Below are 24,756 nucleotides of genomic sequence, written 5' to 3'. Positions count from 1 at the left end.
GCTGGTCCCTGCCCTTTTTGATGGAGGACGCATCAATGAACTATCACAACTATTACCCGGTGGATGTGGTCAATGGACTGGGCACTCGCTGTACCCTGTTTGTGGCGGGTTGCGTCCATCAGTGCAAAGGCTGTTACAACCAGAGCACCCAACGACTGGACTCTGGCCACCCTTTCACCGAAGAGATGATGGAACAGATCATCCAGGACCTGAGTGACACCCGCATCAAGCGTCGTGGCCTGAGCCTGTCCGGCGGCGACCCTTTGCATCCCGCCAATGTGCCTGCCATTCTCGAACTGGTGACCCGGGTCAAAGAGCGTTGCCCGGACAAGGACATCTGGTGCTGGACAGGGTACCGCCTGGATGAGTTGGATGAGACCCAGCAGGCCCTGCTGGCCCACCTGGATGTGCTGATCGATGGCCGCTTCGAACAGGATCTGGCGGATCCCTCGCTGTTGTGGCGAGGCAGCAGCAATCAGGTGGTCCACCGTCTCTCCCAAAGGGCCCAGGAGAGTGTGCCTGCCGTGGCCTAATCGAACCGCGACGACAAAAGGGGCCACAGGCCCCTTTGTTTATTCCGGCCGTCTGGCCGGCATTACACGCTAAACCTGATCCGTGTCTATCTCCACCGCCTGCCTGATCAAATTGCCCTTGCTGATGTTGTAACCACTGAGCCTGGAGAGCCAATCCTCCGGCCCTAACAGCCGGTTGATGATCTCCTCTGACTCTATCCCCTGCCCATGCAACGCTCTAGCCTTGTCGCACAAAGCACGCAGATTATCCAGCTTCTCCCTCAGAGCAAGGTGGCCCTGGGGCACTATGCCCCGGTGAGGACAGAAGAGCACATCAAACTGCAACGCCAGTACCTTGTCGATGCTCTGCATCAGCTGCAGCAGGTTCTCATCCGCCCTCAGGTAGCGAATGGATTTGGACAGATAGAGATCCCCGGAGAACAGGTAGCCACGCTCCGGCCAGTGAAAGCAGGTAAGGTCCTTGGCATGCCCAGGAGTATGAACCGCGCGCAGGCTTCCGCCTTCGGCCATGGGCAACTGCTCCGGTAACGGCAAGGTGTCCACGGGTTGGGGACTGCCCCAGATCATCCTCTGAATGGGGGGAATACGATAACCTCGGGCCAGCTTGGCCCGCCCCAGGTCCGGAGCCAGGGGAGTAAGATGATAGCGAGTGGCAATGCGAGCCGCATTGCCCGCATGATCCTCATGATGGTGAGTCAGCAGCAGCCGCTTGGGGGGGTGAGCATCGAGAAGACGACGAATGGTGGACCACTGGTTTGGCGGTCCGGTATCTATTTGGGTGTCACCGATGCGATAGAGGATGAAGGTGGTGTTGATCCCCTGATTGAAGCGCCCTACCCGGACCCCCTCAACCCCTTCATGAGCCATTCTTTCCCTGACTGGCATCGCGTCTCACCGCTCCCTGTCGCTTTACTGACCTTTCAAGCTAACAGAGGGCCTGGGGCCAGACAAGGAGATAAACGACTCCGTCAGCGACGACGCCAGCGTTGCAGTGCCAGGGCGCCAAACGTCACGATGAGGAGATTCACCACCAGTTCAGGCGCACCAAACACCTGACAATCATCACAGCTGCTCAGCAGCAAGGCACTCAGGCGAGCAATACCGTAATGAATCAGGGGGAACAGCAACAGCAGGCCTGCGCCAAACGCCAAGGTCAGGGTCCGCCGCTCCATGCCGGTGCCAATCAACAACAAACCGGAAGCCAGCCAGCAGGCGGGAAGCCAGTAATTGGCCAGCACAAACTGCCTGAGCTCATTACTGGCACTGTGGAGATGATGCCCCTCGTTATACACCTGGAACATCAGAGGAAACTCAAACACCATCGCCAGAAATGGAAACAGGAACAACCCCAGTGCAGCCCCAAAGCAAGTGCGTTTCAGCCAGTTCATCAATACCTTCCCTTAAACTAAGGGTACATAAGCTCAACCTTTAGAGGGCGTCACCCGAACCAGGTTCCTGAAATGTCTGAAAATAGATTCGGTCACACCCAAAATTGGCGCCGGAGTCTATTGCCTCCGGCGCCACAGTTCAAGGAAATTGGTGATTTAAGAGATCGTAAGCCGCTGCAGCAGTGCGGTGCTAGGGCTCAATGATGTTGAAATCGGCCTCTGCCGGCTCAAACAGGCGGAAGAAAGCCACCATATCCATGATGCTGCCATCCACCCTGAGATTGTCCCCGGTCACCAGATCCTGCATCGCTACCTGGCGAGACGCCAACTGGATAAACAGCTTGCGACTCAGTCCAAGGTAGGGCATCGACTCCTCTGGGTCGTCGGTCATCACTCGATAATGGAGTACCCCGTTGGCGATCTGCAGCAAGTAACGCTCCTGCGCATCCAGGATCTCCAGTATCAGGGAGTAACGTTCCTCGCCGGCGGCTTCATAGTCCACCCGGGTGGCCAGGGCATCGAGAAAATGGCGCGTATCGGTTTGATGGAGCACTCCGGCCATCTTCTTCTCCATGCTCAGCCCCTCAGGCACCCCTTCGCGCAACTCCAGGGCGGCACTGAGGTACGAATCACGCCAGGTGCCGGATTCTGCCTGGAAGCCCATCTGTTCATACGCCCTGGCCAGCATCTCCCTGGCAATGCTGTCACCCGGGTCGAAGAACACCAGGTGATTGAGCAGCTCCGCCGCCCAGCGATACTCTCCCAGATCCATGGCCGCGATCGCCTTGTTGCGCATCGCCTCGGCGCCACCCGCCAGCTCAACATAGCGCCTGGCCGCCGAGGCGCGTGGCAGTGGATCAAGATGGGCCGGATTGCCGTCATACCAGCCGAAATAGAACTGATAGACAGCACGAATGTTGTGTTTCAGGGTACCGTAGTAACCCCGGGCAGAGAACTCCTGTCTCAACCCCTGAGGCAGCTGAAGCTGCTCCGCGATCTCCCCCGGGGTATACCCCCGATTGGCCAACCTCAGGGTCTGATCGTGGATAAATTTGTACAAGTCGCGCTGATTACTCAGGAACCCCTGCACCCTCTCCTGCCCCCACACCGGCCAGTGGTGGCTGCCGAAATAGATCTCGGCGTCCGGGAAGCGGTGAGCCGCCTCATCGATGTAGCGGCTCCACCCCAGGGCATCACGCACCTTGGCTCCGCGCAAGGTATAAAGGTTGTGCATGGTTTGCGACACCATCTCGGCGCCGCAAAAGGCCTGATGTTGCGGAAGGTAGAAAGTGAACTCCGAGGGGGCTTCCGAGCCAGAGACTATCTGGAATTCAAACTCCACCCCATCCAGGAGATGACGCTCTCCGGTTTGCGCCACCTCCAGATTGGGCGGTATTAAGCCGACGGTGCCAAACGCCACCGATTTGCCCAACCCCAGATCCACGTGCCCGCGGGGAGACACCGGCAGATTCCGCCCATACTGGTAACCCGCTCGTCGCACCATGGCCGTCCCTGCCAGAATGTTCTCACTGGTGGCTTCCTTCATAAAGCCCGCCGGCGCCACCACCACCAGCTCGCCGTCGGCGTACTCCCTGGCCGCCTCTGCCCCGCCGAAGTGGTCTACATGGCTGTGGGTATAAACGATGGTGGTGATCGGGTCCGATTCCAGGTGATCGAAGGCAAAAGCCAGAGCCGCTGCGGCGGTCTCTTTGCTGGTCAAAGGATCCACCAGGATCCAGCCCAGTTCACCGCGGATCAGGGTCATGTTGGCCAGGTCAAAGCCTCGAAGCTGATAGATACCAGGGTTGACCTCAAACAGCCCGGCAAAGTGATTCAACTGGGCCTGGCGCCACAAGCTGGGGTTCACCGTCTCCGGCGCCTCACCCGTCAGGAAATCATATTGCTGAAGAGACCAGATCACCCTGCCCTCGTCGTCGTTGACGGACAGAAATTCGGGGGAAGCGATCAATCCCTGGCGGGCGTCCTCGAACGCCTGCTGGGAAGCCAGAGGCAGAGACTGAGCGACACGACTGTTGTGTGCATGGGTAAACTCACTGGCTTCGCCCTCCTGGAGACGAGGGCTCTCACCGCCACAGCCCGCCAACGCCCAGACAGCCACACTCAAAAACACCCATTCCCTGCTGTTCATGTCGCTCTCCCCTGAAATTGTTCTTATAACCTAACATCTTATTGATCTAATTCACGCCATTTCTACTCCTGGCACTCCTTTTGTCCCCCTGGTAAAAATTTAGTTTCTTGGCGGTTGCCCCTTGCGCCATTCTTTACATTGGCAAACGAAAAAGCCCGCCAATTGGCGGGCCTTTTCGTCGGCAATGACGACGCTAGCGAATCATCTGCTTCAGGGCTTTGGCGATGTCGGTGTTGTCCAGGTGCCCCATGAATTGTTCAGCGCCCGGCCCCATCGCCCCCAGGGGAACATCAACGGCAGTATGACCACTGGTGGTCCAGCCGGTGAAACTGTGGGCACTGAGAATGTCAGCCAGCTTCCAGCGCAGCGCCTCCTCCTCTTTCGAGACTGAGGCCAACTCGGTCAGCTCCTCTTGGGTCAGCTCGAAGCCGACATAGCTGGCCAGAATCTGCGCAAACTGCTCCGGCGCCTGGTTGAGCAGCGCTTCGGTGATGGTGCGCAAAGACGCCTTGATCTGCTTCACCTGCGCCGACTCCCAGCGGTACTCTCCCCCGGCCCCCAACGTCAGGCCACCGGTTGAATGATCGGCGGTAAACACCACCAGAGTATCGCCCCGCTCTTTGGCAAACGCCTCTGCCACTTCGATGGCGCCGGCAAAATCGTCCATCTCCTTCATGGCACAGGCGATGTCATTGTCGTGACCACACCAGTCAATGAGGCTGCCCTCAACCATCAGGAAGAAAGAGGTGTCTGACTGGCCCAGCAGACGTAATCCAGCCGCAACCATAGCGCCTAAGCGCTTCGGTTGATCGCTGTCGACGGCATAGGGCAGCTGTTTGGGCGCAAACAGCCCCAGGGCTGGCAAACGGGTCAGGCTGTCCAGTTGGGACAGCTTGTCCGTGTACTGGTAACCCCAGTTCACCATCCTGTCCCCCAGTTGATCCGGCTCCATCGGGAAATAGCGCTGGCCGCCCCCCAGTATCAGATCCACCAGGGGCTGATTCTCCCGGAGACGACGACTGTAAAACTGGTCGGCGATCTCCTGATAGTTGCGGCGTGAGTCGGAATGAGCCACAAAACTGGCTGGGGTTGCGTGATTCACATGAGTGGTGGCGATCACCCCGGTGTTCCATCCCCGGGCTTTGGCTTGCACCAACATGCTGTCCAGAGGTTGCTTGTGCGCATCCACCCCGACCGCACCGTTGTAGCTTTTGGTGCCGGTGGCCAGAGCGGTCGCGCCGGCGGCGGAGTCGGTAACGACGGTATCATCGTGGGGAAAGGTGCTGGCGCTGCCGGTAAGCAGGCGGTCAAAGACGGTTTCTGACACCAGGCTGACCTTGCTGTCTGCCTGGTAATAGCGATAAGCCGTGGTGTAAGCCGGCCCCATGCCGTCGCCAATGAAGAAGATGACGTTCTTTGGTGGTTCGGCGGCCTGAGCGGAGGCGGCCATCAAAGCAACACCAAATGCCATATTTTTCAACATAATAGCTAAATCCTCTGGTACTTAGACCAGGGATCATGCCCGGTTTCCAGGCCAATTGCCAGCGATGGAGAAACGCCGGGCTTAAACTCTCACCACAGGCCAACTGGCCTTATGGTTTCCACACCAGTGTCACTCCGCGATCCGCTTCTGCCCCTTCGTAGCGGGCTTTCAAAGACCAGCCTGCCTTAAAGCCGGAGACTATGCTCAGTCCAGCGCAGCCCTTGCCGCCCTGCTGGCAGATCTGTATCAGAACCCCATCTGGGCGCAACCGTGCCAACATGGAATCGATGCCGGGTAACGCCAGGATAGCCAGGGGCGCGAGGTCGAGAAACAGCAAGGCGTGCAGCGGCCCCTGTGCAGACTGCTCCCTATCCAGCACTTCATAACCAAGCTGAACCAGGCCGGTTTCCAATTCATCATCCGGGTCCCACATGGCAACCCGTCCACCTTCAGGCACCCAGTGCCGCCATCCCTGTTGGAGCGAGCGCCATACGCGGGTGCGTTTCAGGTTGGAATCCTGGGTCTGCTTCTGCTGAGCACCTTGGTGCATAACGCCTCCATTCATCGTTGTGCTGCATCCAGTCTACTGTCCCGCCCAGCGCGTTTATTGACCTGACACCATAGAAACAGCGATTTAAGTCACATTTTCTCGACGACCTAGCCTGGGTGGCCCTTTAGCCATCAATCCTAGGTTATTTCACCGCAAACGCTTACAACCTAATGGAAAACAAACGTTTTCTTGATCTATTCGACTGGTCAGTCCTCTCCAAAGGCGCTAGCTTAAACCTTAACCAACCCAAAGGAGACCCCACATGGATGAACTGAATCAGGCATTTGAGCAAAGTCAGCAAGAGGTAAAGCAACTGCCGAGCCGCCCAAGCAATGATCACCTGCTGTCGCTCTATGGCCTGTTCAAACAGGCAACCCAGGGAGACGTGACCGGCAGTGCCCCCTCGGTGTTCAAAATGGCAGAACATGCCAAATATCAAGCCTGGAAAGCGTTGGCGGGCACCGATTCCAACGCCTGTAAACAGCGCTACATCGATCTGGTACAAACCCTTATCCGTCAACAAGGGTGATCCTGACGGCCCTGACTTTCGTATGCCATACTTAGCATTTTCAGAGAGTTAAGGGCCATGCTCAGCAAAGACAAACTCACCGGAACGCCGGACAACCTCTCTTCCGAGGAGGTTCGGCGCTTCGACGCCCTCGCCGAAGAGTGGCGGAAACCCGATGGCGCCTTTCACACTGTGCTCGAATTCAACCGGGTGCGGCTGCATCATATTCTCAATGAAATCCAACGTCATTTTGGCGACAAGCCCCTGTCGATTCTCGATGTCGGCTGCGGCGCCGGCATTCTTACCGAACCCCTGGCCCGCGCAGGCCATCAGGTTCTGGGAATCGATGCCAGTGCCGTCAATATCCGGGTTGCCAGGCAAAACGGTTGGGAACTGTCCGCCAACCTGAGTTACCGTCACTGTCTGAGCCAGACGCTGGTAGAGGAAGGCGCCGGTTTTGATCTGGTGCTGAATACCGAGGTGGTGGAGCATGTGCCTGACCCAGCCCGGCTCCTCAAGGAGTGTGGCGAACTGGTCAAACCCGGCGGCATGATGATGGTGGCCACGCTGAACCGCACCTGGAAAAGCTACCTGATTGGCATCATTGGGGCCGAGTATGTTCTCAGGGCCCTGCCCAAGGGTACTCACAGCTGGCGCGCCTTCGTCACCCCGGATGAAGTAACCCATGCGCTCTCCCCCCTGGGATTTAGCTGTCACTCACCCAAAGGGATGAGCTACAACCCGCTGTCGCGCCGTTGGCGATTGTGCTCCAGTGACAAGGTGAACTATCTGATGTCAGCAATTAAAGACGATTCAATTCAATCAGATGCTTGAGTATTGTCCTTCTAATGACATAGTCTGGGTGTAATGGACGCCATCAGGAGATCTTCATGCGAGCCCTAGGCCTCTGCCTGGCCCTGCTGACTCTGCCGTTATTGGCAGAGGAGGTGCGTTACAGCGGCGAATATGAACTGTGTGCCCGGGAGGCGAGCAGCGAATCTGAGCTGAACAACTGTCTTGAGTTGGAACTGGACAGGAAGACAGAACGGCTTCTCTACGCTCTCGAGCAGGCACTGGAGCGGCTTCCCCCTGAACGGCAGAAAGAGTTGGAAGCACTGCACCGCCAATGGATCGACTACCGTGATGCCAAGTGCGAATTCCTCTCCCACAAAGCCAGCGGCACCGGCGGCGTCACCGACTCTCTGCACTGCAAGGTAAAGGAAACTCTCGAGCGCGCCTTTGAGCTGGAAGATGTGTACTGAGCACCTTCAATAGACACTGTAAAAAAGCGGTCACCGACAGGTGGCCGTTTCTCTTTTTGCACGGGCGCGTCCCGGTGTCGAGGGGTCGGCAGAATTACGGTCCATGGATTTGCAATCCTGTTCGCCACTGAGCAACAGATACAAAAAAAGCCACCCGAAGGTAGCTTTTTCTATTCAAAAGTGGAGGCGCGTCCCGGAGTCGAGGGGGTCGGCAGAATTACGGTCCATGGATTTGCAATCCTATTCGCCATTAAACGCTCGAAACGAAAAAAGCGGCAACCCAAAGGTTACCGCTTTCTCGTCAAAAGTGGAGGCGCGTCCCGGAGTCGAACCGAGGTCCACGGATTTGCAATCCGCTGCATAGCCACTCTGCCAACGCGCCATATTTTTGATTCCCGGTCAGGGAAAATTTGGAGCGGCACACGAGGTTCGAACTCGTGACCTCAACCTTGGCAAGGTTGCGCTCTACCAGCTGAGCTAGTGCCGCTTAAATCTTTGCATCTGTTTAGTGTCTTTGAAGGAAAAAAGAAGGTTGCGCTACTTTCTATCCCACACTGAGCCAGTGCCGCTTAAATCTTTGCATCTATTTAGTGTCGGGCGAATCACAGCAAGGTTGCGCTGCTCTTTACCCCACACTGAGCCAGTGCCGCTTAAATCTTTGCATCTATTTAGTGTCGGGCGAATCACAGCAAGGTTGCGCTGCTCTTTACCCTGCACTGAGCTAGTGCCGCTTAAATCTTTGCATCTACAAAATGCTGTGTCTCTCTGTCTCCAGAGGACGAGAGTCATTGTAGCGGCAACGGTTTTCTCTGCAACCCCCTGGCGGATCGTTTGCCTATTTGCCGTGCGATTCCGGGCTAAGAGTGCACCACCCGCAGTTCATCCGATCATTTGCCCGCCAATGCGCTCAATACCTCGGCAACCTGTTGCAGCTGCTCACTGCTGTTACACAGGTGGGGCGAGAGCCTGAGTCCAAGCTCGCGGCGATCATAATGCACCTTGAGTTCGGCGAGCCCCCTCTCCACTTCCGCCAGGCTGGCACCGGGATCGATGATCACCGTTCCGCCCCGACGGTGGGGTTCAGTCGGTGAACGCACCCAATGAGGGCAGGAAGCGATCAGCGTATCGACCAGGGCCAGGTTATGGGCTCGAATGTTGTCGATGCCCACCTCTGCCGCCTGCTCCAGGGCATAGGCCGCCAGCAAGTATGGCATCACCGATGGCGTCCCCCCCCAGAATCGGGCCGCTTCTCCGTGATACTCAAAGTGGTGGGGATCGAACTCAAAGGGATTGGCGTGGGAGAACCAGCCCACATCCTTGGGCGCCAGTTGTGGTGTCAACACCGGGCACAACCAGATAAAGCCAGCACCGGGACCGCCTCCCAGCCATTTCACGCAGGATCCGATTACCGCGTCCGCCTGCCATTGGTCTATGGCCATCGGCAGGATCCCCATGGACTGGGCGACATCGACCACAGTATGAATGCCGCGGCTTCTGGCCAATCCGCAGATGGCCTGGACCGGCGCCTGCTGTCCGGTGTTGGACTGCACCTGGGTGACGAACACCAAACCCACATCCTCCCTGGACAGATGACTGTGCCACATGGCCAGATCGGTGACATCGCTGCCCTTGGGGATCAGCCGCGTCTGCCAGCCCCAGGACTGGGCTTGCTGCGCCACAAACACCATGGAGGGGAAGTCCTCCTCGCACATCAGCAATATAGGTCGATTTGGGTTTGGCTCTAGCGCCCCCAGCAGTTTGGTCAGGGCACTGGACAGATTCACCTGGGGACAAAACTGCTCAGCCTCTCCCCCAATGAAGTTCGCCAGTCCGGCTTGAAACCGATGGATCCCCTCCAGCCATTGCCCCCACGGCTCGCCTTGTTGGTGCCAGGGCTGGAAAAACCGCTCGGACACCGCCTGCTGGGCGCCCTGCCAGGGGCGACCCACAGAGTGACTCTGCAGGTAGATCCCCTCTACCGGCTCAACGGGAAACTGACTCACTTGCGCCCTCCTTGGTTTACGCTGGCTTTCAGCTGGGCCACTTCTCTGTGGCGGCTTGGAATATCATCCCTGACCGCCGCCATACGCAGATCCCTAAGCTTGGCCAGTGAACGCAACAATACCTCCAGCGGCGGGCCACTGGCGGTCACCTGGGCCAGGTGCTGTTTGGCCATGGTTTCCGAAGGTTTGGCAATGAAGCGGGACACCAGCTGATCATGATGCTGATGCGCGGTATGACCGTGGGCATCCAGCACCTCGATGAGCTTGCCCGCCACCTGCTGATACCAGTCGCTCTGCTGTTGGCCAGGCGCCACCTCCAGCAGTTGATCCAGGAAGCTGCGGCGGCGCATCACATCACGAAGCAGGCTCTGATCCTCTGGCATCATATAGAGAAACTTGTCCACCAGCAGTTGGGAATAGAAAGGATTGTTGGCCTGGCAAAGACCCAGCAGCATGTCGATGACGTTGATGCCGGCAAAGTCCCCGGCGTTGGCACCGCGATACTCATGCTGCCCCACCCGAAATGGCTTGTAGTAGGGGCGTACGCTGTGGAAGAAGCGCTCGCCGTCCAGGCGGTCAAACAGCACCTGATTCCACTTGGCCACATCCACCAGGGCCGCCCGGGCATCTTCCAGCAGATAGGGGGCAATGGGATGGGAGATCCCCATGGGCAGGATCCGCACCATGGCATCGGCGGCGCGTTTATAGGCCAACACCGCCAGGGTATTGAAGTCGATAAACAGCGCTTCATCCTCCAGGGAGGTGAAGCGTTTGGGCCGGCCCTCTTTCGCCATGCAGTGGGTAGTGAGGTGGCTGGTGGCGAATCTGGGCGTGACACCCAGTGAGGCGCCGATGTGCAGCGCCAGTGCCGAGGCCTCCTTCAACGGCGAACTGGTCTCTCGCGACGGTTCGGTCAGATCATGACGGCGACAGGCCGCCATATACATTCCCACGTTGCCCAGGAGATCGAAGTTGGCATCGAACCCCTGGTCGGTATTCCCTTCGTCAAGCAGGCGGCTGATGTGTTCGCGCCCCCGGCGCTCCATCGCCTCCTTGAGCTCATCCCCCACTCCCTGGACGTTGGCCCTGTCTTCCTGGGCGAAGTAGAGCTGTTCCAGTTCGGTATTCAGGTGAACAAACTCGCTGCGAATCCAGCGATCAAACGATTCAGTGTGGGTCATGGTGCTTCCTTCCTTTTCCGCCCGCTCATGGCCGGCTCCTTGTTATTGGTTAACCCTGCCCCGTTAGCAACACAATTTCAACAACCCGGGTGTTTCGGTGGACGTACACAATGCGTTCCAGTGTAAAGCCACGAAAAAGGGCCCCCGAAGGAGCCCTGTGTCTGCATCTGCCGCTCAGTAGCGCCAGTTGGTGGCAAAGGCGGTGCTGTCTGCCAATATGGCGTCGGTCATCTTGATGTACTTGGCCTTAAGCCGTCCCAGAGGCTGGGCCTGCTGCTTCAGGCTGGGCACCCCCGGCGTGGCATCGGCAATGGCATTGGCCTGATAGAATCCCTGAGAGATCAGCGCCAACATATACAGCGCCACTGACGCCTGCTCTCCCTGAGCCAAAGCAGTCAACCTGCCCACCAGCCAGTCCGCCTGCTGCTTGGACAGGCTCTTGATGGGCCTGGATTGCATCAGGGCCACCAGCTTCAGCAACTCCTGTTGCTGGCGCAGATCCGCAGGCATCACCAAAGCCTCAAGCAGCGCCTTGGCCTTCTGCCAGTGCTTATCCCGCAACAGTTTTTCCACTTCCGTGAGTTGCTGATCAAACAGCTGGGTGTCGGCACTGACGCCGCTGACCAGGGCCGCATCGATAAGCTTGGCGATGGCGTCATTATCCTCCATGGCCAACATCGGCTCCAGATTCAGCCACTGGAAGTTCTTCAGCAGATAGTCAAACCCCTCGGCACCGCCGCAGTCCAGGCTGGCATCCACCTTAAGCGGCACCACCGGGATATTCTTCTCCCGGGCCATCTTAATCTCTGTCTTCACCTCGGCGGAGCCAGCGTGGGCTGCATCACCGATAGAGTGGCGGCTGGCCAGCAGAAGCAATACCTCTGCCTCCTTCATGGCGGCGCTGATCTCAGTGGCAAAGCAGCGACTGGCGCCAATCTGTTCGGGGGCAAACCAGACCGAATGGCCCAAGGCACCCAGCCCCTGCACTATGGCAGAGGCCAGAGGAAAGTCCCGGCTGGAGTAGCTCAGGAAGAGTCGCATCAGATCTTCACCTCAGTACGGTTGTGCTGCTTATGGTCATGCAGCTGTTTACGGATGTTGCGCACCGTCTCCTCCGCCTTGGTGGACGATGCGGTGGTGTCCTGAGCCACGTCCTGGTTGTGGAGATCGGTCATGTGAGCGTCGATCATCGCCAGCTCCTCTTCCCGCTCCTCCTCATCCATATCGGCATCTTCCAGAATCTCACGGCGATCCTGCTCCAACTGCTCGATGCGCACTTCGATGGAGGTGCTCTCGTTATCCTTGGCGTCGTTGGCCATGGAGCTGACGCTGTCCTCGTTGAGGATGGTCAGGCGGATGCGCTCGCCACTGGCCACGGACAGGGTGATCTCGGTGGCGGAGATGGAGCCGTTGTCGGCGTTGTAGCCGTTGCTGCGGTCCACGTCCCGCTTGGCTACGTTGGTGACATCCTTGTAGTAAAAGGCGTTGGCTTCTTTGCCAATGCACTTGCCGGCGATGAAGTCGTAATAGGTGGTGAACACGTCCACCTTGTCCTCGGTGAGAAAGATGTACTGAACGTACTGCACCGCAAACAGGATCTGCTTGTCGGCACCGGTCCAGAAACTCAGTTCATTGCTCAGGTTCAGCTTGGATTTCACCTGACGACGCTTGTCGTCATCCTGAATCAGCGCCCAATCCGCCAGAACGATCGCTTCATGATCGGTGTAGATGATCTCCTTCTTCTCCAGGCCACACTCGTCCATGGCCATCTGCTTCAGCTTGTTGTCAATCTGGTGATTGATCGCCTCGCTCACCTTGCGACCGGCAAACAGTTCGTTGTCGGAGAAGATGGGGATCTGGCTCAGCAGGTTGCGACGATAAGCTTTGATGCGCTTGATCATGGAGTGATAGGCAGGGGCCATCACCGCCTGAACCGCCAGGTTCTCCTCCAACTGCAGCTGACGGCGCCGGTGTTTGCGGTTGCGGCCAAACAGAATCAGACCCAGCAGCAGCATCACACCAGCGGCGGCACCGAAGAGGACCGCCACCACCAGATAGAAATCGCGTTTACCCGCCAGCCTGGGGGCGTCCAGTTGCTCGGTAACCACCTGACGGGCCAGATCCATCACCTGGGTGTTGCCGATAAAGGCCAGGTAACCGGTGCCGGCCAGCGCCAGGGTCAGAATCAGGAACAACCAGCTCCAGCGCGCGGCGCCATTGCGCTTGCGCTCAGCCAGGTCGCGCTCTTCGGCGGTAGCCTGCTGCTTGTCATCCAACTTGCGAAGCTGACGACGAGCCGAAGCGATGGTGCCCTTCATGGCGGTCTTAACCGGCTCAAACAGGGGGCGATTGAAAAAGTCCCAGAACATCTTGCGTTCGCCGCTCAGCTTGAGGTCCTGCGACTCAAGCTCCTCGCGGGCATTAAAGCGCGAGTGTGGCAGGTGCAGCGGGTTTCTCAGGTGAGGGTAATCGATGATCTCAGGGTGGTCCGCCATATGATTGCGGCTGTCACGCTGGCCCTTTTTCAGGGTATTGAAGGCTGCCACCAGATCATCGTCCGCTTCGTGGCTGCTGAGCAGCTCACCTTCGGTAGACCAGAGGCTGATGCTGCTGTCACGGCGGATCAACAGACGGTTACCGTCCAGCTCGGCCAGGTCTTCCTCGAAACTGAAGTCAAATCTGAACTGATGGAGGAACTTGCCGGTGGCAGACCAGATGCTGGGCGGATTCTTCACGGTCTTGATCAGCCAGCTGCCGTCATCCAGGGTGAACACTTCATTGATGGCAGACTTGAGCCCCTGCATCACCGCCACCTTCTCGCCGGCAAAGGACCAGATGGTGACATCCTTGGGCTCGGTGATGGCCAGCTTTTCGGAATTGGAGAACAGCTTGATGCAGCTGAGCTCGGCCACTTCCGCTTCCATGACCGACAGCTCACGACCGACAAACAGATCCCACACCCGTACCGTGTTGTCCTTGGCCACACTGAGCAGCTTGCCCTTGTCCAGCTCAATCAGGCCGATGATGCGATCGTCGTGACCGGTGAGCAGGTGCTGCTGGCGACCGTTGAAGGAGGACACGCAGATGTTGTGGTCCAGACCAACACTGATAAAGGTGCGGTCCATCTTGCGCAGAGGCATCAGGGCAATCACGTCCCCTGAATGGCGCTGATAGGGCTTGCGGGTATCCTCATCGTCACAGATCAGGGTGTAGTCAGGCCCCTGGCCCCACTCTACCCGGTATTTTCTGTCCAGTTTGGTATCCTTCAGCAAGCCCTGTTCCAGCTCGTTGTCGGTCAGGGTTTCGCAACGGCTTTGCTTACTCATCGATCTCCATCCATCTCAAGGTTGTTGTTTCTGTTTTAAGTCGTTTTCTGCTTCGGCGTTGTGCCAGGTGACGTGTTCAAACATCGCCTCCCGGGCCAACTCCGTCAGCATCGCCTCTTTGGCGGGATTCATCTCACCACTGAGCAGGCCATCGGCCCGCTGATAAAGCTGGTCCATGCTGCGGTAGCCCTCGGCGGTGGTCTCGTAACCGGCGAGCTCACTCCACAGGGCGATGGCACCGGCGGCCATCAGGGCGTATTGCAGCCCCAACATCAGGTAATCCTTGCTGTCGGCGAACACCGGGTTGCCCAGCACATACTGCAGCACCACCACCATGAACAGCGCCAGGGCGAAGACGATGCTGCCGTTAAACAGGCTCTTGGCCCACTTCTGACACACCTCGGCGGCGTACAGGGGGCGCTTGTAAAAGCGCTCGCTCCACTTGAGTTTGCCCACCCCTTCCTGGCTTAATCTGGCACTGAGGAAGTTGCGCTGATCCTCAATCCACGAGGCGCGGGTGGCCTCGGCGCTGAAGGCGGTGGGGTCCCGCCACCAGTCCAGCTCGGCAATGGCGATGGCGTGATTAAGCAAAGGCAGGTGCTGCCGGAAGCGTCTGGGGATCAGCGGCGCCGCCTTGGGCGGCACGCCGGACAGGTTCAAAAAGCCGCGAATGCGCATCCCCTCGGCAATGCCCCGCGCCAACTGATACTTCCACTTGAGTTCATTACGCGCCGCCTGTTTCACCAGCAGGGCGCAGTAAAGAAGTCCGCCGAGCATCCCGGCAAAGATCCAGGCGCCCATATCGCCATCGAGGAAGTTGGAGACAATCTCATACAGGGCCAGCACCAGCAGGGCAGAGATAAAGAAACGTTGCACGGTGCGGCGGTATCTGGTCTGGCGCTCCAAAGCGATGCCGTCGGCGCGCAGGAACATGGACTGAGTCTGTTCCAGCCCTGCCGCAGGATAGGGGTTGGCCACATCCGGCACAGGCAGAGCGTTGTATTGGTTTATGTCCGTCAGCAGGCGCATCAGTTCGGCGGAAAGAAACTCGGTGCAGGAGCCCTCCCCCATTCCGTTGTCCTGCTGGCTGACCCAGAGGTGGCCAAAGGCCGGCAGCTCCCCCTTGAGAACGTCACTCTTCAGGGCGCAGAATTTCGGCGTGACAACCGGCTCACCGCCCACTCTGACGAGGGGAAGCTGGTGCACCACCCCGCCCATCTGGCCGTCAAACTGCGACACCGGCTCCAGCGCCGGATTGGCAGCGCCCAGAGGCCACTGGGGTGGCAGACCCAATTTGTACGCCACCGCATCGGCGGTGCCGCCTGAGCCCCTGGCTGGCTGGCCGTCCCACAGCGCCAGCAGCACATTGGCGTACTTGGCCACAAACAGGCTTTGATTCAGATAGAGGGTATTGCGCTCATCACCATAGCCTCTGTCTGAGAAAGCAAAGGCCTGCTGCTCGGCGCTGAGGTGGCTGGGCACCACCAGCACCTCTTCCCCTTGCTGTTTCAGCGTCTCCACCAGAGAGTTGAGGCGGGAGCCAGCGTCCGGGGCGTAATCCAGCCCATCAAAATCCTGGCGATAATGCTCCAAAGGCATGGGCAGGCACGCCTTTACCCGAATGCGCTCGCCGCCAGACTCCTGCTTCATCTGCAGGGCCACTTCCGCCACCCAGGTATCGGCGCCGGCGGCCAGCCCGGTCAGCACCCAAAGGGGCGTGACCTCATCCAACTGCTCGAGCCAAAACGTAAGCGCCCCACGGATCTGCACCTTGGTTTGCTGTTCTCTTTCTGGGGCGAGATCTCGGTGTCCGGACACACCAATAACAAAGGGAAGCGCAGAGAGATGGGGATCAGCGGGTATCAAGGGTCGTCTCCGGTGCCGTGGGCACCCTATCGGAATTTTTCTAATGTGGTTCATAAAAGCACATACAAACAACTGATTCAAATCAATTTATTTTTAACAGTATGACAAAGGCCCAACTTTTCGAATTATGGTCGGACCAGCGGTTGAGAAAGCAGCAATAAAGTGTCGCTACCGGCACCGGGGGCAGCCACTTCACAGGCACCAACGAACAACATCGCCACGACACTGGCGCATCCGTGGCGAATCATCGGCCAGTGGGTCAGCATTGGTGATGCCCTGCTGACCCAGACCTATGACCTGCAGCAACGGCTGAACCGGGCGGATAACCACCTGTAGCCGCCAACACGACCGGGCCGCAACCGGATGATGCTGGCCGATCCCTTGCGCATCCCCCAATACTGTCCTAGTTCTCTAAGGGTTCACCCTGCATCAAGGAGAGCCGTGGATGACCAAGCCCATCGTTGCCGACATCAAACCGAAAAAAGTCAGCCTGGAGAAAGGGAAAGAGTACTATTTCTGCGCCTGTGGCCGCTCTCAGAACCAACCCTTCTGCGACGGCTCCCATCGAGACACAGGCCTGACTCCCATCCCCTTTACCGCCGAGCTGGATCAGGACGCCTTCCTGTGTCAGTGCAAACAATCAGGCAACAAACCCTTCTGCGACGGCAGCCACGCCAAGCTTGATGCCACCAAGATAGGCCGTCCCCTCCATTTGAATCAGCCGCATGGGCCCGAAGCCAAGGCCACCCCGGAAGAACCTTATGTGGAAACCATTCATAAACTGGCCCGGGAAGGCCTCTCCGGCAGCCATGGCGAGATGGTGGCCATGGGCGTACCACGACACCAATTGCCTCAATGGGATGACCTGCAGATCCTCACCGCTCAGATGGCCACACAACCCCTGGGTGAAGAGACGCGCATCACCACAGAAACCATCATCGGCCCCAGGGCAGAAAAGCCCCTGCAATTGGCCATCCCCTTGCTGGTCAGCGACATGAGCTTTGGCTCCCTTTCCCAGGAGGCCAAAGTGGCCCTGGCCCGGGGCGCCGAACTGGTGGGGACCGCCATCTGCTCAGGCGAAGGGGGGATGCTACCGGAAGAGCAGGCCGCCAACAGCCGTTACCTGTATGAGATGGCCTCCGCCCAATTTGGCTATAGCGAAGATAAGGTCAAGCTGGCCCAGGCGTTCCACTTCAAGGGCGGTCAGGCCGCCAAAACCGGCATCGGTGGCCACCTGCCCGCGGTGAAAGTCACCGAAAAGATAGCCGAGGTGCGCGGCCTGAAACCTGGCCAGGACGCCATCTCCCCGGCCGGTTTTGACAAGTTGCACACTGCCAGCCAGTTTGCCGACTTTGCCGAGCGCATCCGCAACATCACCGGCGGCATTCCTGTGGGTTTCAAGCTCTCCGCCAACCACATCGAAGCAGACATTGAATTTGCCCTGGCAGCCGGTGCCGACTATGTGATTCTGGATGGTCGCGGCGGTGGTACCGGCGCGGCTCCTGCCCTGTTCCGTGACCACATCTCTGTGCCCACCCTGGCCGCCCTGCCCCGGGCCCGCCGCTACCTGGACCAATGCGGCGCCAGCGATGTGTCGCTGATCATCACCGGCGGCCTGCGCACCGCCCCAGACTTCATCAAGGCCCTGGCCCTGGGAGCCGACGCCGTTGCCCTGGCCAACTCCGCCATTCAGGCGGTGGGCTGCATCGGCGCCCGCATGTGCAACACCAACCTCTGCCCCACCGGCATCGCCACCCAGGATCCCAAATTGCGTGAACGCCTGGATGTGGATGACGGCGCCCAGCGCTTGGCCCGGTTCCTGACCGCCTCCACCCAACTCATGCAGATGATGGCTCGGGCCTGCGGCCACCACAGCCTGGCCGAGTTCGAACCTGCAGATCTGTGCAGTTGGAAAAAGGAGGTCGCCGAGCTCACCGGCGTACGATACGCAGGTGTTGGGTCGGCACGAAGGCGCTGACGTAGACTCATAAAAAAAGCGCCAACCCGGTTGGCGCTTTTCTTTGTCGGCTCAATGAAACGGTGTTTGACAGCGCCGAACTCAGAGCTAAAATAACCTTATACAACAGAACATTACGTCGGTGTGTGGCGCAGCCTGGTAGCGCACTTCCTTCGGGAGGAAGGGGTCGGAGGTTCGAATCCTCTCACACCGACCATTTTCAGTATCTCCCCAGCTTTGCTGTCTCAGCCAAACCCTCACGGTCTATTACTCACACAGAGTTTGTGGCAGCTTTCGCCACATTCCGGTCGTTCGTGGGTTTCAACTCACTCTGACCCCATAGGCCTTTCGCGTGACGGTCGTACCAAGCAGGATTGCAGAACACGAGACGTGTCCCACCATCCTGCTTCACACTCCTTATCCGTCAGTTCAGCGAGTTCGTTTCTGTCCTTCTTTTCGGCATTCCGAACACCAGGATTGGGGCTTGGTACCGTGCGAGGTGGTGCGCCAGCCAAAATACTTGGTCACTTCATCAAAGCTATGTGCTTCACGCTGGCAATGAGGGGTTGGGCATTTTGCGAAAATTGTATTGGGCATTTTGCTCTTCCTAAAAATTGATGTTGGGCTGAAGAATCGCCAGGCCTGGAGTCACAGTTCAGCGGGTCCGTGACTTTTCGAGAAGGATGTTAAGAGCAGTGCAGGAAGGAGGTCAACGGCGCCAAAATAGGTTTTTGGGCTGTTGATGAATTACTGAAATTCGGGCTTAGATAGCGGTCAGATGTAATGATGCGAACCCAAAACCTTAGTTCAGAGTAAGTTAGTTAAAATTAACCTAGACTTATCGTATGTGTCTGTTTTGTAAGAACATAAATATAACCTGCCACAAAATGTTCTGAATATTCTGTAAATAATCTCATGCAACAAAGACAAAGTCGGTGTTCAACAAGACCAATACCTGGAAATGTGAGCCGGCTCACGCTCGCAATATCCAGTGACAGGCGCACAGTAAGGATGACGATTAGTAGATGACACCGAACAACGGGGGAGAGGCGGTTTAACAGTTTGTTCGACGCCTTCTTTCGTGGTGTATCCGGTCACTGGCTCTCGTAATTTTGCACTTTTATTACAACCTGGGGCCGCTCAGTTAAAGCCTCTCGGTTATCGCGTAGCCAGATGCCGTTGTCCGTACACTGAGCATGTTCGTTGGGTATCAGTTGTTGTTTCGCCATCTCGTCCTTGAAGGTGAGGTATGCCAGCATGAAGACAAACAACGGGCTTTAGTTAACTGTCCATTCCAATGGCGACCAATGGGGCGAGAATGAATTGAGATCTGTTCATGGTGACAAACGACGGTTCCTTGCGCCCTTCGTGTCCTTCGTCGAGCCGCGCTCCCCAATCTGGAACCAACGCCAGTCTCCGGGGCTGCTGTCGCCAAACCGAGGTCATTACCTTGAAACGTATAGAAAAAATGGGCTACTCAGGTGGCTATTTCGCGAGTTCTGTGACATCGCAAGTGTATGTATGGACAAACGATGTGCGAAAATCAGGTAACACAAAGGACATGGAACCCCTTATGAACCTAAAAAATATGATCGGCATCGCGATACTGACTACTGCTTTAACGGGGTGCATCTCAACACCGATCCAGCCCGCACCTAGCTTGAATGGCTTTGAAACTTCAGAGCAGCAAGCCAAACTGCTTAAGGCTCACAAGCTCAGAGAGATGGCTCAAAAAAGTGAAAGTAATCGAGTACTGGATGGTTTGTTAGCAAACGGCTATACCAATGCATTGCTTTATAAGTCTTCGATCACTAATTATTCGTGGAATGGTCACAGGTTCGATAAGTCTGCCTGTTACGGCGAACGAACTGATACTGGCTACAATCACCAGGCTCCCGGAGACTTCCGTGATTTGGCCGATCTTGGCCTGCGTGGATATCAGATCGCAACTGTTGCCTGTAAGGCTCGGGGTGGTAACACGAACTCCCGTTGGATGGAGCATCTGATCGCTCAAAATGACCCTTACGCGCTCGCATACCAGCTGGCAGGAGATAGTTGGGCCTGCACTCATTGCGAACCCCAATCGACTGTCCGAAAGTATATTTACCCCTTTCTATCCAAATCTCCGAGAGACTCGGAAATATTCAAAATCACTATAAGTTCAGACCACTTCGACCTCTATATAAAATTGGTCGACTCTCTGGTTTTCTACGCAGAAACACATAAGGGCAAGAGGTTATTAGACACTCTGGACCAAGTACTTGAAAGGGATCTTTGCCTTGGCAATGGCTTAGTTGAAAACATCGGCACATGCACCGAGAAACAACAAAACGCGTTGTACGATATACGTAGACATTTAGATCTAAGATATCTGATCACTGCCTATCCGCAAGTGTTAGCTAGAGAGAGTATCGCGTCGTATGGTGATAAAATGCTCGAAGTCGCGAACGCTATGGAAAAGCTTCAACCACATTTCCCAATGCGGCTTAACTACGCCGAAATTCGAGCCAATGTGACCGAGTTTCGAGCACTCATGTAGTGATCGCTTGCTCCAATAAACACATAGAAGGCGGCTCTCCGGTTCGCCTTCTATTGGCTTCCGTAGACCACCGCTTATAGCAGTGTTGAACTTTCGTTTGTTACCACTACCCTTGAGAGCGTCAGGGACTCCTGACGCCACATTGCGGTCATCGGTAACGCCGGGCTCTGCGGAAATTTAGGGGCGCCAGCGAGTAAATTTTCCTTAGCAGCGCCGTGTTAGTCAATTATTAATTGGCACGTTAAAAATGAATTACTAATTTACCTTTGAACTGTATAGATAGATGTCGACTCTCCTATCAAAAGACGATGGATTATCATGGCTTTTTTCGTTGCTGTCGCCAACGCTAATCCATGATTTGGGCATATTAATCTCCTCTCTTACCATTTCTTGAATAAGACTACCCATTAGCGAATTGGCCCTTGCTTTAGATAGCGAATAATTATCGCTTATTCTATTGTCTGGATTAGCTATGCTTTCACTGCTGGAAGATCCGATAAGGAGAAGATTATACTCGGCATTGTTGCTGTGTTTTAAATAATCGATGAGCTCTGATAATTGTTCTCTATTTTTCATAAACCCATAGTCAAGTATCAAAGAACCTTGCTTGTAAGTCACATAAAAACGCTTAAAAGGAGGTTTCTTTCTTCCATAAGGATTATCTGCACTATCACTACCAGCCTTTACTGTAAGATCTATGTTGTTTTCTATTTTAGTATTTATTCTTGTTAGGCCAAACTGAATGTCAGTAAGCTTGTTATCAATTGAAGTGATGCTATGGTTGGAATTAAAATTACTGCCAATTACAGAGCTTATATACTCAATGTTAGCAAGGGCATCATCCCATCTTTTAATTTCCTCTTCGCTTTCTAGGGCCGAATACTCAGCTCCAAAGGCATTTGCAATGCGTGGGAATACATATATCTCATGAACAAAATAGACAATGGAAAAGAAGCTTGTCGCCAAAAGAAACAACATGGATTTAAATGCTAATATTTTTGAGTAGCAGAAGTATCTCCCCGCTAGAGTTTTTTTATTTTTTGCTTCAATTTTCCATTTAAGGATGAGTCTTCTTATCAACTATCTAGTACCTATGCTATTTATGCCTAACAGTGTATTAGTGCGAATTCCGCATAACAGGGTGAAAGTGAGAACACGTTAGCAAGCGAACCCTAATAAATCAATGGCTTAACTCGACTTTTGCACTGTTTTTGCAGTGAAACTGAGAATTCGTGCCTGCTGACGTTTGCGTGTAGGCCTAATGACCGTAATTGGCGCCAAAGCGAGCGTTGAGCGTCACCATATCTTTCTGATCCAGGTCATCTGCGGTGCAGGGGCTCCTGTCGCCACAAAGCGATCATTGATTGAATCTTCGTCAACTATAACTTTGAGGTCTGTTCACTGCACGCACTTCGAGCCATATTGTCTCAGGTCATTGTTTTTAATAGGTAATGGTGTCTTAATCACCTTCGTTCACAACTCTCCAAAATAGGAATGCGTCGTTTAGGGCACCGTAACCAGCATTGTTTGTAGCGGTTAGAGAGTACTCCTTGGGTTCTAGCGGCTAACTCATTCGGACACGGGGGCTGGTACATTTAGCCAATGTATTGGAACTTCATAGGGCATGCTGTACCGCCATGAAATTTCGTGACGGTGAAGCAAGATGGGAGTAGTGTTAACGATCGTATCTGGCGATCATGCCGGAGATTTTTATATCTGGATAGAAGACAGAGAAATCGTCGAGTACACCTGTATTAGGGATAGTTTATGAAGTTAAAGTTAGAGCTAGCTAACTGCTATGGTATCAACCAGCTATCGAAAGAGTTGGACTTCACCAAGTCAGCAATTAGTAATGGTGTTAACTCGCTATATGCGCCGAACGGAACGCTGAAAACGTCATTAGCAAAAACCTTTAAAGATGTGGAGACTGGCAGTCCTACAAAGGACCTGATTTTCCCGGAACGAGTCACCAATAGAGACATCAAGATCGATAATGTCGATATTACTTCAGATCAAGTATTGGTGATTGACTCGTACAATGAAAGCTATACCTCTCAGCAGGTATCAACACTGCTAGTGAATGACGCACTCAAGCAGCAATACGAAGCAGCCCTCAAGGAAGTTGATGACAAGCGAAATACCTTACTGAAAGCACTGGCCAAAGTATCTGGTAAACGCGATATTGCAACATTGATATGCGAAGTATTTGCTAAACCAGAGAAGTCGCTACTAGAACTATTTACGGATTTGTGGCAGCAAAATCTTCCCGACAATACTCGGCTATATGAATTTAAGTACGCCGAATTATTTAATCCAAAAGTGATAGATCTAATATGTTCCGGCGACTTCAATCAAGAGTTGGCAGAGTATGTCGATACTTATGACAAGTTAATTCAAGAGTCTTCAGTCCTATCAAAGGTCTTCAACCACCAAAAAGCGGGCGTGGTATCAAAAAGTTTGACTGAGACTGGATTCTTCAGTGCTTCGCACAGCGTCAACATTTCCGTTGACGGTGAAAAACGGGAAGTCACGTCAAAAGAGGATCTCAATCAGCTTCTTCAAGATGAGCAGGATAAGGTGCTACAAAGCCCAGAGCTAAAAGAAAAATTCAGCCGGGTTGACGGAAAGCTAAAGACCAAAGATACACAAGCATTCCGAGACTTTATCGCGGAACACCAAGAGCTTCTTCCGGAATACCAAAATCTGGCTGAGTTCAAACAGAACGTCATGTTGGGTTATCTCCAATCGCAACAAGCGGTTTGGGAAGACCTTGTCGCAACCTACAAGCAAAACCAAGAGCTGGTAGGAAACATTGTCTATCAAGCTCAACAACAAAAGACCACTTGGGAAACAGTGGTCGAAACCTTTAATAAGCGCTTTAAGGTTCCTTTCAAACTGAGCGTTGATAACCAGGATGAAGTGATCCTAAATGGTGCTGCTCCTGCAATTAATTTTGAGTTTGATGATGGTCGAGGTGAGTCTGAGCAAGTAAGCCAGTCGGGTCTCATTGCAGCGCTTAGCCAAGGTGAAAAGAGGGCGCTATATATACTAAATGTCCTCTTCGAAATTGAAATAAGGCGTCAAGGTACACAGCCAATCTTGATTGTTATCGATGATATCGCCGACTCTTTTGACTACAAAAATAAGTACGCCATAGTTGAATATCTTCACGATATTGCTAAAGTACCCCACTTCAATTTACTTTTGCTTACTCACAACTTTGATTTTCATCGCATAATTGGCAGCCGAATCATTGGTAGTAAAAGCCAAGAGGCTAGAAATAAACGGACTATTGCAACTAAAACTGTAGAAAGAATCGAAGTTAATACTGAAAAGTATCAAAACGATGTATTTACCGCTTGGAAAAGGAACATGCACAACAATGAAGCGTTCATGATTGCTAGCATACCTTTTGTCCGAAACCTGACAGAGTACTGTGGCTTTAATGGTGATAATAGCCACTACGAAAAACTAACTTCTCTACTTCATTTGAAACCAAATAGTCTAGATTTGAGAGTAAGTGATCTTCAAGTTATTTATCGAGATATTTTCAAAGATAAGCCAGATCTTACTTTTAGAAATGCTGATGCAATCATCATTGACAAAATTTTTGAGCAAAGTGAATCACTCGTTCGCGCTGCCCATGAGTCACCAGAGCTCGAGTGCAAAGTCATAGTTGCAATGGCCATCAGGCTCAAAGCTGAACAATTTATGATTGCCAAAATTGCAAACCAAACTTTCGTAAATGGCATCAACTCCAACCAAACGCGTGAGTTGTTTGATAAGTATGTTGAACAGTTCCAAACAGAAGTTGACACCATCAGCTTGCTAGATCAGGTCAACCTTATGACGCCTGAGAACATACATCTCAACTCGTTTATGTACGAACCCATTTTAGACATGTCTGCTCATAGTTTGTACCAACTGTATGCGGACATAAAACAGCTATTAGATACAGAATAAGACCTAAATATACGGTAGTGCGGCAGACTTCAGTATGAATTATTAATA

General features: G+C 54.6%; 19 protein-coding genes and 3 tRNA genes. 9 read left to right on the top strand and 13 right to left on the bottom strand.

Annotated features, from left to right (window positions below; genetic code table 11):
- The first annotated feature begins 35 nt into the window (after nt 1-35).
- On the top strand, nt 36-533 hold the full coding sequence (gene nrdG / locus G505_RS0103905) for an anaerobic ribonucleoside-triphosphate reductase-activating protein (RefSeq protein ID WP_028108388.1): 498 nt from the start codon (nt 36-38) through the stop codon (nt 531-533).
- A gap of 69 nt (nt 534-602) precedes the next feature.
- Here nrdG and G505_RS0103900 read toward each other — a convergent pair whose 3' ends face one another.
- The 5 genes from G505_RS0103900 to G505_RS0103880 form a co-directional block, all read right to left on the bottom strand.
- On the bottom strand, nt 603-1,400 hold the full coding sequence (locus G505_RS0103900) for an MBL fold metallo-hydrolase (RefSeq protein ID WP_245568328.1): 798 nt from the start codon (nt 1,398-1,400) through the stop codon (nt 603-605).
- Between the two features lie 101 nt (nt 1,401-1,501).
- The gene (locus tag G505_RS0103895; protein ID WP_028108386.1) at nt 1,502-1,921 is read right to left on the bottom strand and encodes a hypothetical protein; all 420 of its coding nucleotides are present in this window, start codon (nt 1,919-1,921) and stop codon (nt 1,502-1,504) included.
- 190 nt (nt 1,922-2,111) lie between these two features.
- Nucleotides 2,112-4,070, bottom strand: a complete 1,959-nt coding sequence (locus G505_RS0103890; protein WP_035385066.1) for an alkyl/aryl-sulfatase — start codon at nt 4,068-4,070, stop codon at nt 2,112-2,114.
- 193 nt (nt 4,071-4,263) lie between these two features.
- Nucleotides 4,264-5,553 (bottom strand): alkaline phosphatase, encoded by a 1,290-nt coding sequence (locus G505_RS0103885; protein WP_157509014.1) that lies wholly within the window; start codon nt 5,551-5,553, stop codon nt 4,264-4,266.
- 109 nt (nt 5,554-5,662) lie between these two features.
- On the bottom strand, nt 5,663-6,103 hold the full coding sequence (locus G505_RS0103880; protein ID WP_028108383.1) for a hypothetical protein: 441 nt from the start codon (nt 6,101-6,103) through the stop codon (nt 5,663-5,665).
- A 262-nt stretch (nt 6,104-6,365) separates the two neighbouring features.
- On the opposite strand from G505_RS0103880, the gene G505_RS0103875 reads away from it, so the two are divergent.
- Genes G505_RS0103875 through G505_RS0103865 form a run of 3 tightly spaced genes read left to right on the top strand, consistent with a single transcriptional unit; the run spans nt 6,366 to nt 7,873 of the window.
- On the top strand, nt 6,366-6,632 hold the full coding sequence (locus tag G505_RS0103875; RefSeq protein ID WP_028108382.1) for an acyl-CoA-binding protein: 267 nt from the start codon (nt 6,366-6,368) through the stop codon (nt 6,630-6,632).
- A 57-nt stretch (nt 6,633-6,689) separates the two neighbouring features.
- Nucleotides 6,690-7,445, top strand: coding sequence for a bifunctional 2-polyprenyl-6-hydroxyphenol methylase/3-demethylubiquinol 3-O-methyltransferase UbiG (ubiG, locus tag G505_RS0103870; protein WP_028108381.1), 756 nt, complete (start codon nt 6,690-6,692; stop codon nt 7,443-7,445).
- 56 nt (nt 7,446-7,501) lie between these two features.
- On the top strand, nt 7,502-7,873 hold the full coding sequence (locus tag G505_RS0103865; RefSeq protein WP_028108380.1) for a lysozyme inhibitor LprI family protein: 372 nt from the start codon (nt 7,502-7,504) through the stop codon (nt 7,871-7,873).
- Nucleotides 7,874-8,181: 308 nt separating this feature from the next.
- On the opposite strand, the gene G505_RS0103860 is transcribed toward G505_RS0103865, so the two are convergent.
- From G505_RS0103860 to G505_RS0103830, 7 genes are all read right to left on the bottom strand, one after another.
- Nucleotides 8,182-8,255 (bottom strand) — tRNA-Cys (locus G505_RS0103860).
- 29 nt (nt 8,256-8,284) lie between these two features.
- Nucleotides 8,285-8,360 (bottom strand) — tRNA-Gly (locus G505_RS0103855).
- A 400-nt stretch (nt 8,361-8,760) separates the two neighbouring features.
- Nucleotides 8,761-9,876: an aminotransferase class V-fold PLP-dependent enzyme gene (locus G505_RS0103850; protein ID WP_028108379.1), complete on the bottom strand. Its 1,116-nt coding sequence runs from the start codon at nt 9,874-9,876 to the stop codon at nt 8,761-8,763.
- The gene (locus tag G505_RS0103845) at nt 9,873-11,057 is read right to left on the bottom strand and encodes a PrnB family protein (RefSeq protein ID WP_028108378.1); all 1,185 of its coding nucleotides are present in this window, start codon (nt 11,055-11,057) and stop codon (nt 9,873-9,875) included. The genes G505_RS0103850 and G505_RS0103845 overlap by 4 nt, the downstream gene beginning before the upstream one ends.
- Before the next feature lie 174 nt (nt 11,058-11,231).
- A complete protein-coding gene (locus G505_RS0103840; RefSeq protein WP_028108377.1) occupies nt 11,232-12,098 on the bottom strand; it encodes a toll/interleukin-1 receptor domain-containing protein in 867 nt (288 codons plus the stop codon).
- Nucleotides 12,098-14,383: a WD40 repeat domain-containing protein gene (locus G505_RS0103835; RefSeq protein ID WP_028108376.1), complete on the bottom strand. Its 2,286-nt coding sequence runs from the start codon at nt 14,381-14,383 to the stop codon at nt 12,098-12,100. Before G505_RS0103835 ends, G505_RS0103840 begins: the two co-directional genes overlap by 1 nt.
- Nucleotides 14,384-14,398: 15 nt before the next feature.
- Nucleotides 14,399-16,153, bottom strand: coding sequence for a hypothetical protein (locus tag G505_RS0103830; RefSeq protein WP_028108375.1), 1,755 nt, complete (start codon nt 16,151-16,153; stop codon nt 14,399-14,401).
- A 258-nt stretch (nt 16,154-16,411) separates the two neighbouring features.
- Here G505_RS0103830 and G505_RS22965 point away from each other — a divergent pair, with 258 nt between their 5' ends.
- From G505_RS22965 to G505_RS0103810, 4 genes are all read left to right on the top strand, one after another.
- Entirely contained in the window at nt 16,412-16,585 is a 174-nt protein-coding gene (locus G505_RS22965) for a hypothetical protein (RefSeq protein WP_157509012.1), read from the top strand.
- 109 nt (nt 16,586-16,694) lie between these two features.
- Nucleotides 16,695-18,227 carry a glutamate synthase-related protein gene (locus tag G505_RS0103825; protein ID WP_028108374.1) on the top strand — a complete coding sequence of 511 codons (1,533 nt, stop codon included), beginning with the start codon at nt 16,695-16,697 and terminating at the stop codon, nt 18,225-18,227.
- A 119-nt stretch (nt 18,228-18,346) separates the two neighbouring features.
- A tRNA-Pro gene (locus tag G505_RS0103820) sits at nt 18,347-18,423 on the top strand.
- Nucleotides 18,424-19,656: 1,233 nt separating this feature from the next.
- The gene (locus G505_RS0103810) at nt 19,657-20,745 is read left to right on the top strand and encodes a hypothetical protein (protein WP_157509011.1); all 1,089 of its coding nucleotides are present in this window, start codon (nt 19,657-19,659) and stop codon (nt 20,743-20,745) included.
- A gap of 255 nt (nt 20,746-21,000) precedes the next feature.
- On the opposite strand, the gene G505_RS0103805 is transcribed toward G505_RS0103810, so the two are convergent.
- Nucleotides 21,001-21,825, bottom strand: a complete 825-nt coding sequence (locus G505_RS0103805) for a hypothetical protein (protein WP_028108372.1) — start codon at nt 21,823-21,825, stop codon at nt 21,001-21,003.
- 687 nt (nt 21,826-22,512) lie between these two features.
- On the opposite strand from G505_RS0103805, the gene G505_RS0103800 reads away from it, so the two are divergent.
- Nucleotides 22,513-24,708, top strand: coding sequence for an ATP-binding protein (locus G505_RS0103800; RefSeq protein ID WP_028108371.1), 2,196 nt, complete (start codon nt 22,513-22,515; stop codon nt 24,706-24,708).
- Nucleotides 24,709-24,756: the final 48 nt, after the last annotated feature.

It is taken from the genome of Ferrimonas futtsuensis DSM 18154 (genome assembly GCF_000422645.1).
In the GTDB taxonomy this organism is placed as follows: domain Bacteria; phylum Pseudomonadota; class Gammaproteobacteria; order Enterobacterales; family Shewanellaceae; genus Ferrimonas; species Ferrimonas futtsuensis.
This window is presented reverse-complemented; position numbering and strand designations above follow the sequence as displayed.

Excerpts from the sequence above, each read along its gene's own strand:
- nrdG (WP_028108388.1), top strand. The coding sequence starts at position 36 with ATGAACTATCACAACTATTACCCGGTGGATGTGGTCAATGGACTGGGC.
- G505_RS0103900 (WP_245568328.1), bottom strand. The coding sequence starts at position 1,400 with ATGGCTCATGAAGGGGTTGAGGGGGTCCGGGTAGGGCGCTTCAATCAG.
- G505_RS0103895 (WP_028108386.1), bottom strand. The coding sequence starts at position 1,921 with ATGAACTGGCTGAAACGCACTTGCTTTGGGGCTGCACTGGGGTTGTTC.
- G505_RS0103890 (WP_035385066.1), bottom strand. The coding sequence starts at position 4,070 with ATGAACAGCAGGGAATGGGTGTTTTTGAGTGTGGCTGTCTGGGCGTTG.
- G505_RS0103885 (WP_157509014.1), bottom strand. The coding sequence starts at position 5,553 with ATGTTGAAAAATATGGCATTTGGTGTTGCTTTGATGGCCGCCTCCGCT.
- G505_RS0103880 (WP_028108383.1), bottom strand. The coding sequence starts at position 6,103 with ATGCACCAAGGTGCTCAGCAGAAGCAGACCCAGGATTCCAACCTGAAA.
- G505_RS0103875 (WP_028108382.1), top strand. The coding sequence starts at position 6,366 with ATGGATGAACTGAATCAGGCATTTGAGCAAAGTCAGCAAGAGGTAAAG.
- ubiG (WP_028108381.1), top strand. The coding sequence starts at position 6,690 with ATGCTCAGCAAAGACAAACTCACCGGAACGCCGGACAACCTCTCTTCC.
- G505_RS0103865 (WP_028108380.1), top strand. The coding sequence starts at position 7,502 with ATGCGAGCCCTAGGCCTCTGCCTGGCCCTGCTGACTCTGCCGTTATTG.
- G505_RS0103845 (WP_028108378.1), bottom strand. The coding sequence starts at position 11,057 with ATGACCCACACTGAATCGTTTGATCGCTGGATTCGCAGCGAGTTTGTT.
- G505_RS0103840 (WP_028108377.1), bottom strand. The coding sequence starts at position 12,098 with ATGCGACTCTTCCTGAGCTACTCCAGCCGGGACTTTCCTCTGGCCTCT.
- G505_RS0103835 (WP_028108376.1), bottom strand. The coding sequence starts at position 14,383 with ATGAGTAAGCAAAGCCGTTGCGAAACCCTGACCGACAACGAGCTGGAA.
- G505_RS0103825 (WP_028108374.1), top strand. The coding sequence starts at position 16,695 with ATGACCAAGCCCATCGTTGCCGACATCAAACCGAAAAAAGTCAGCCTG.
- G505_RS0103800 (WP_028108371.1), top strand. The coding sequence starts at position 22,513 with ATGAAGTTAAAGTTAGAGCTAGCTAACTGCTATGGTATCAACCAGCTA.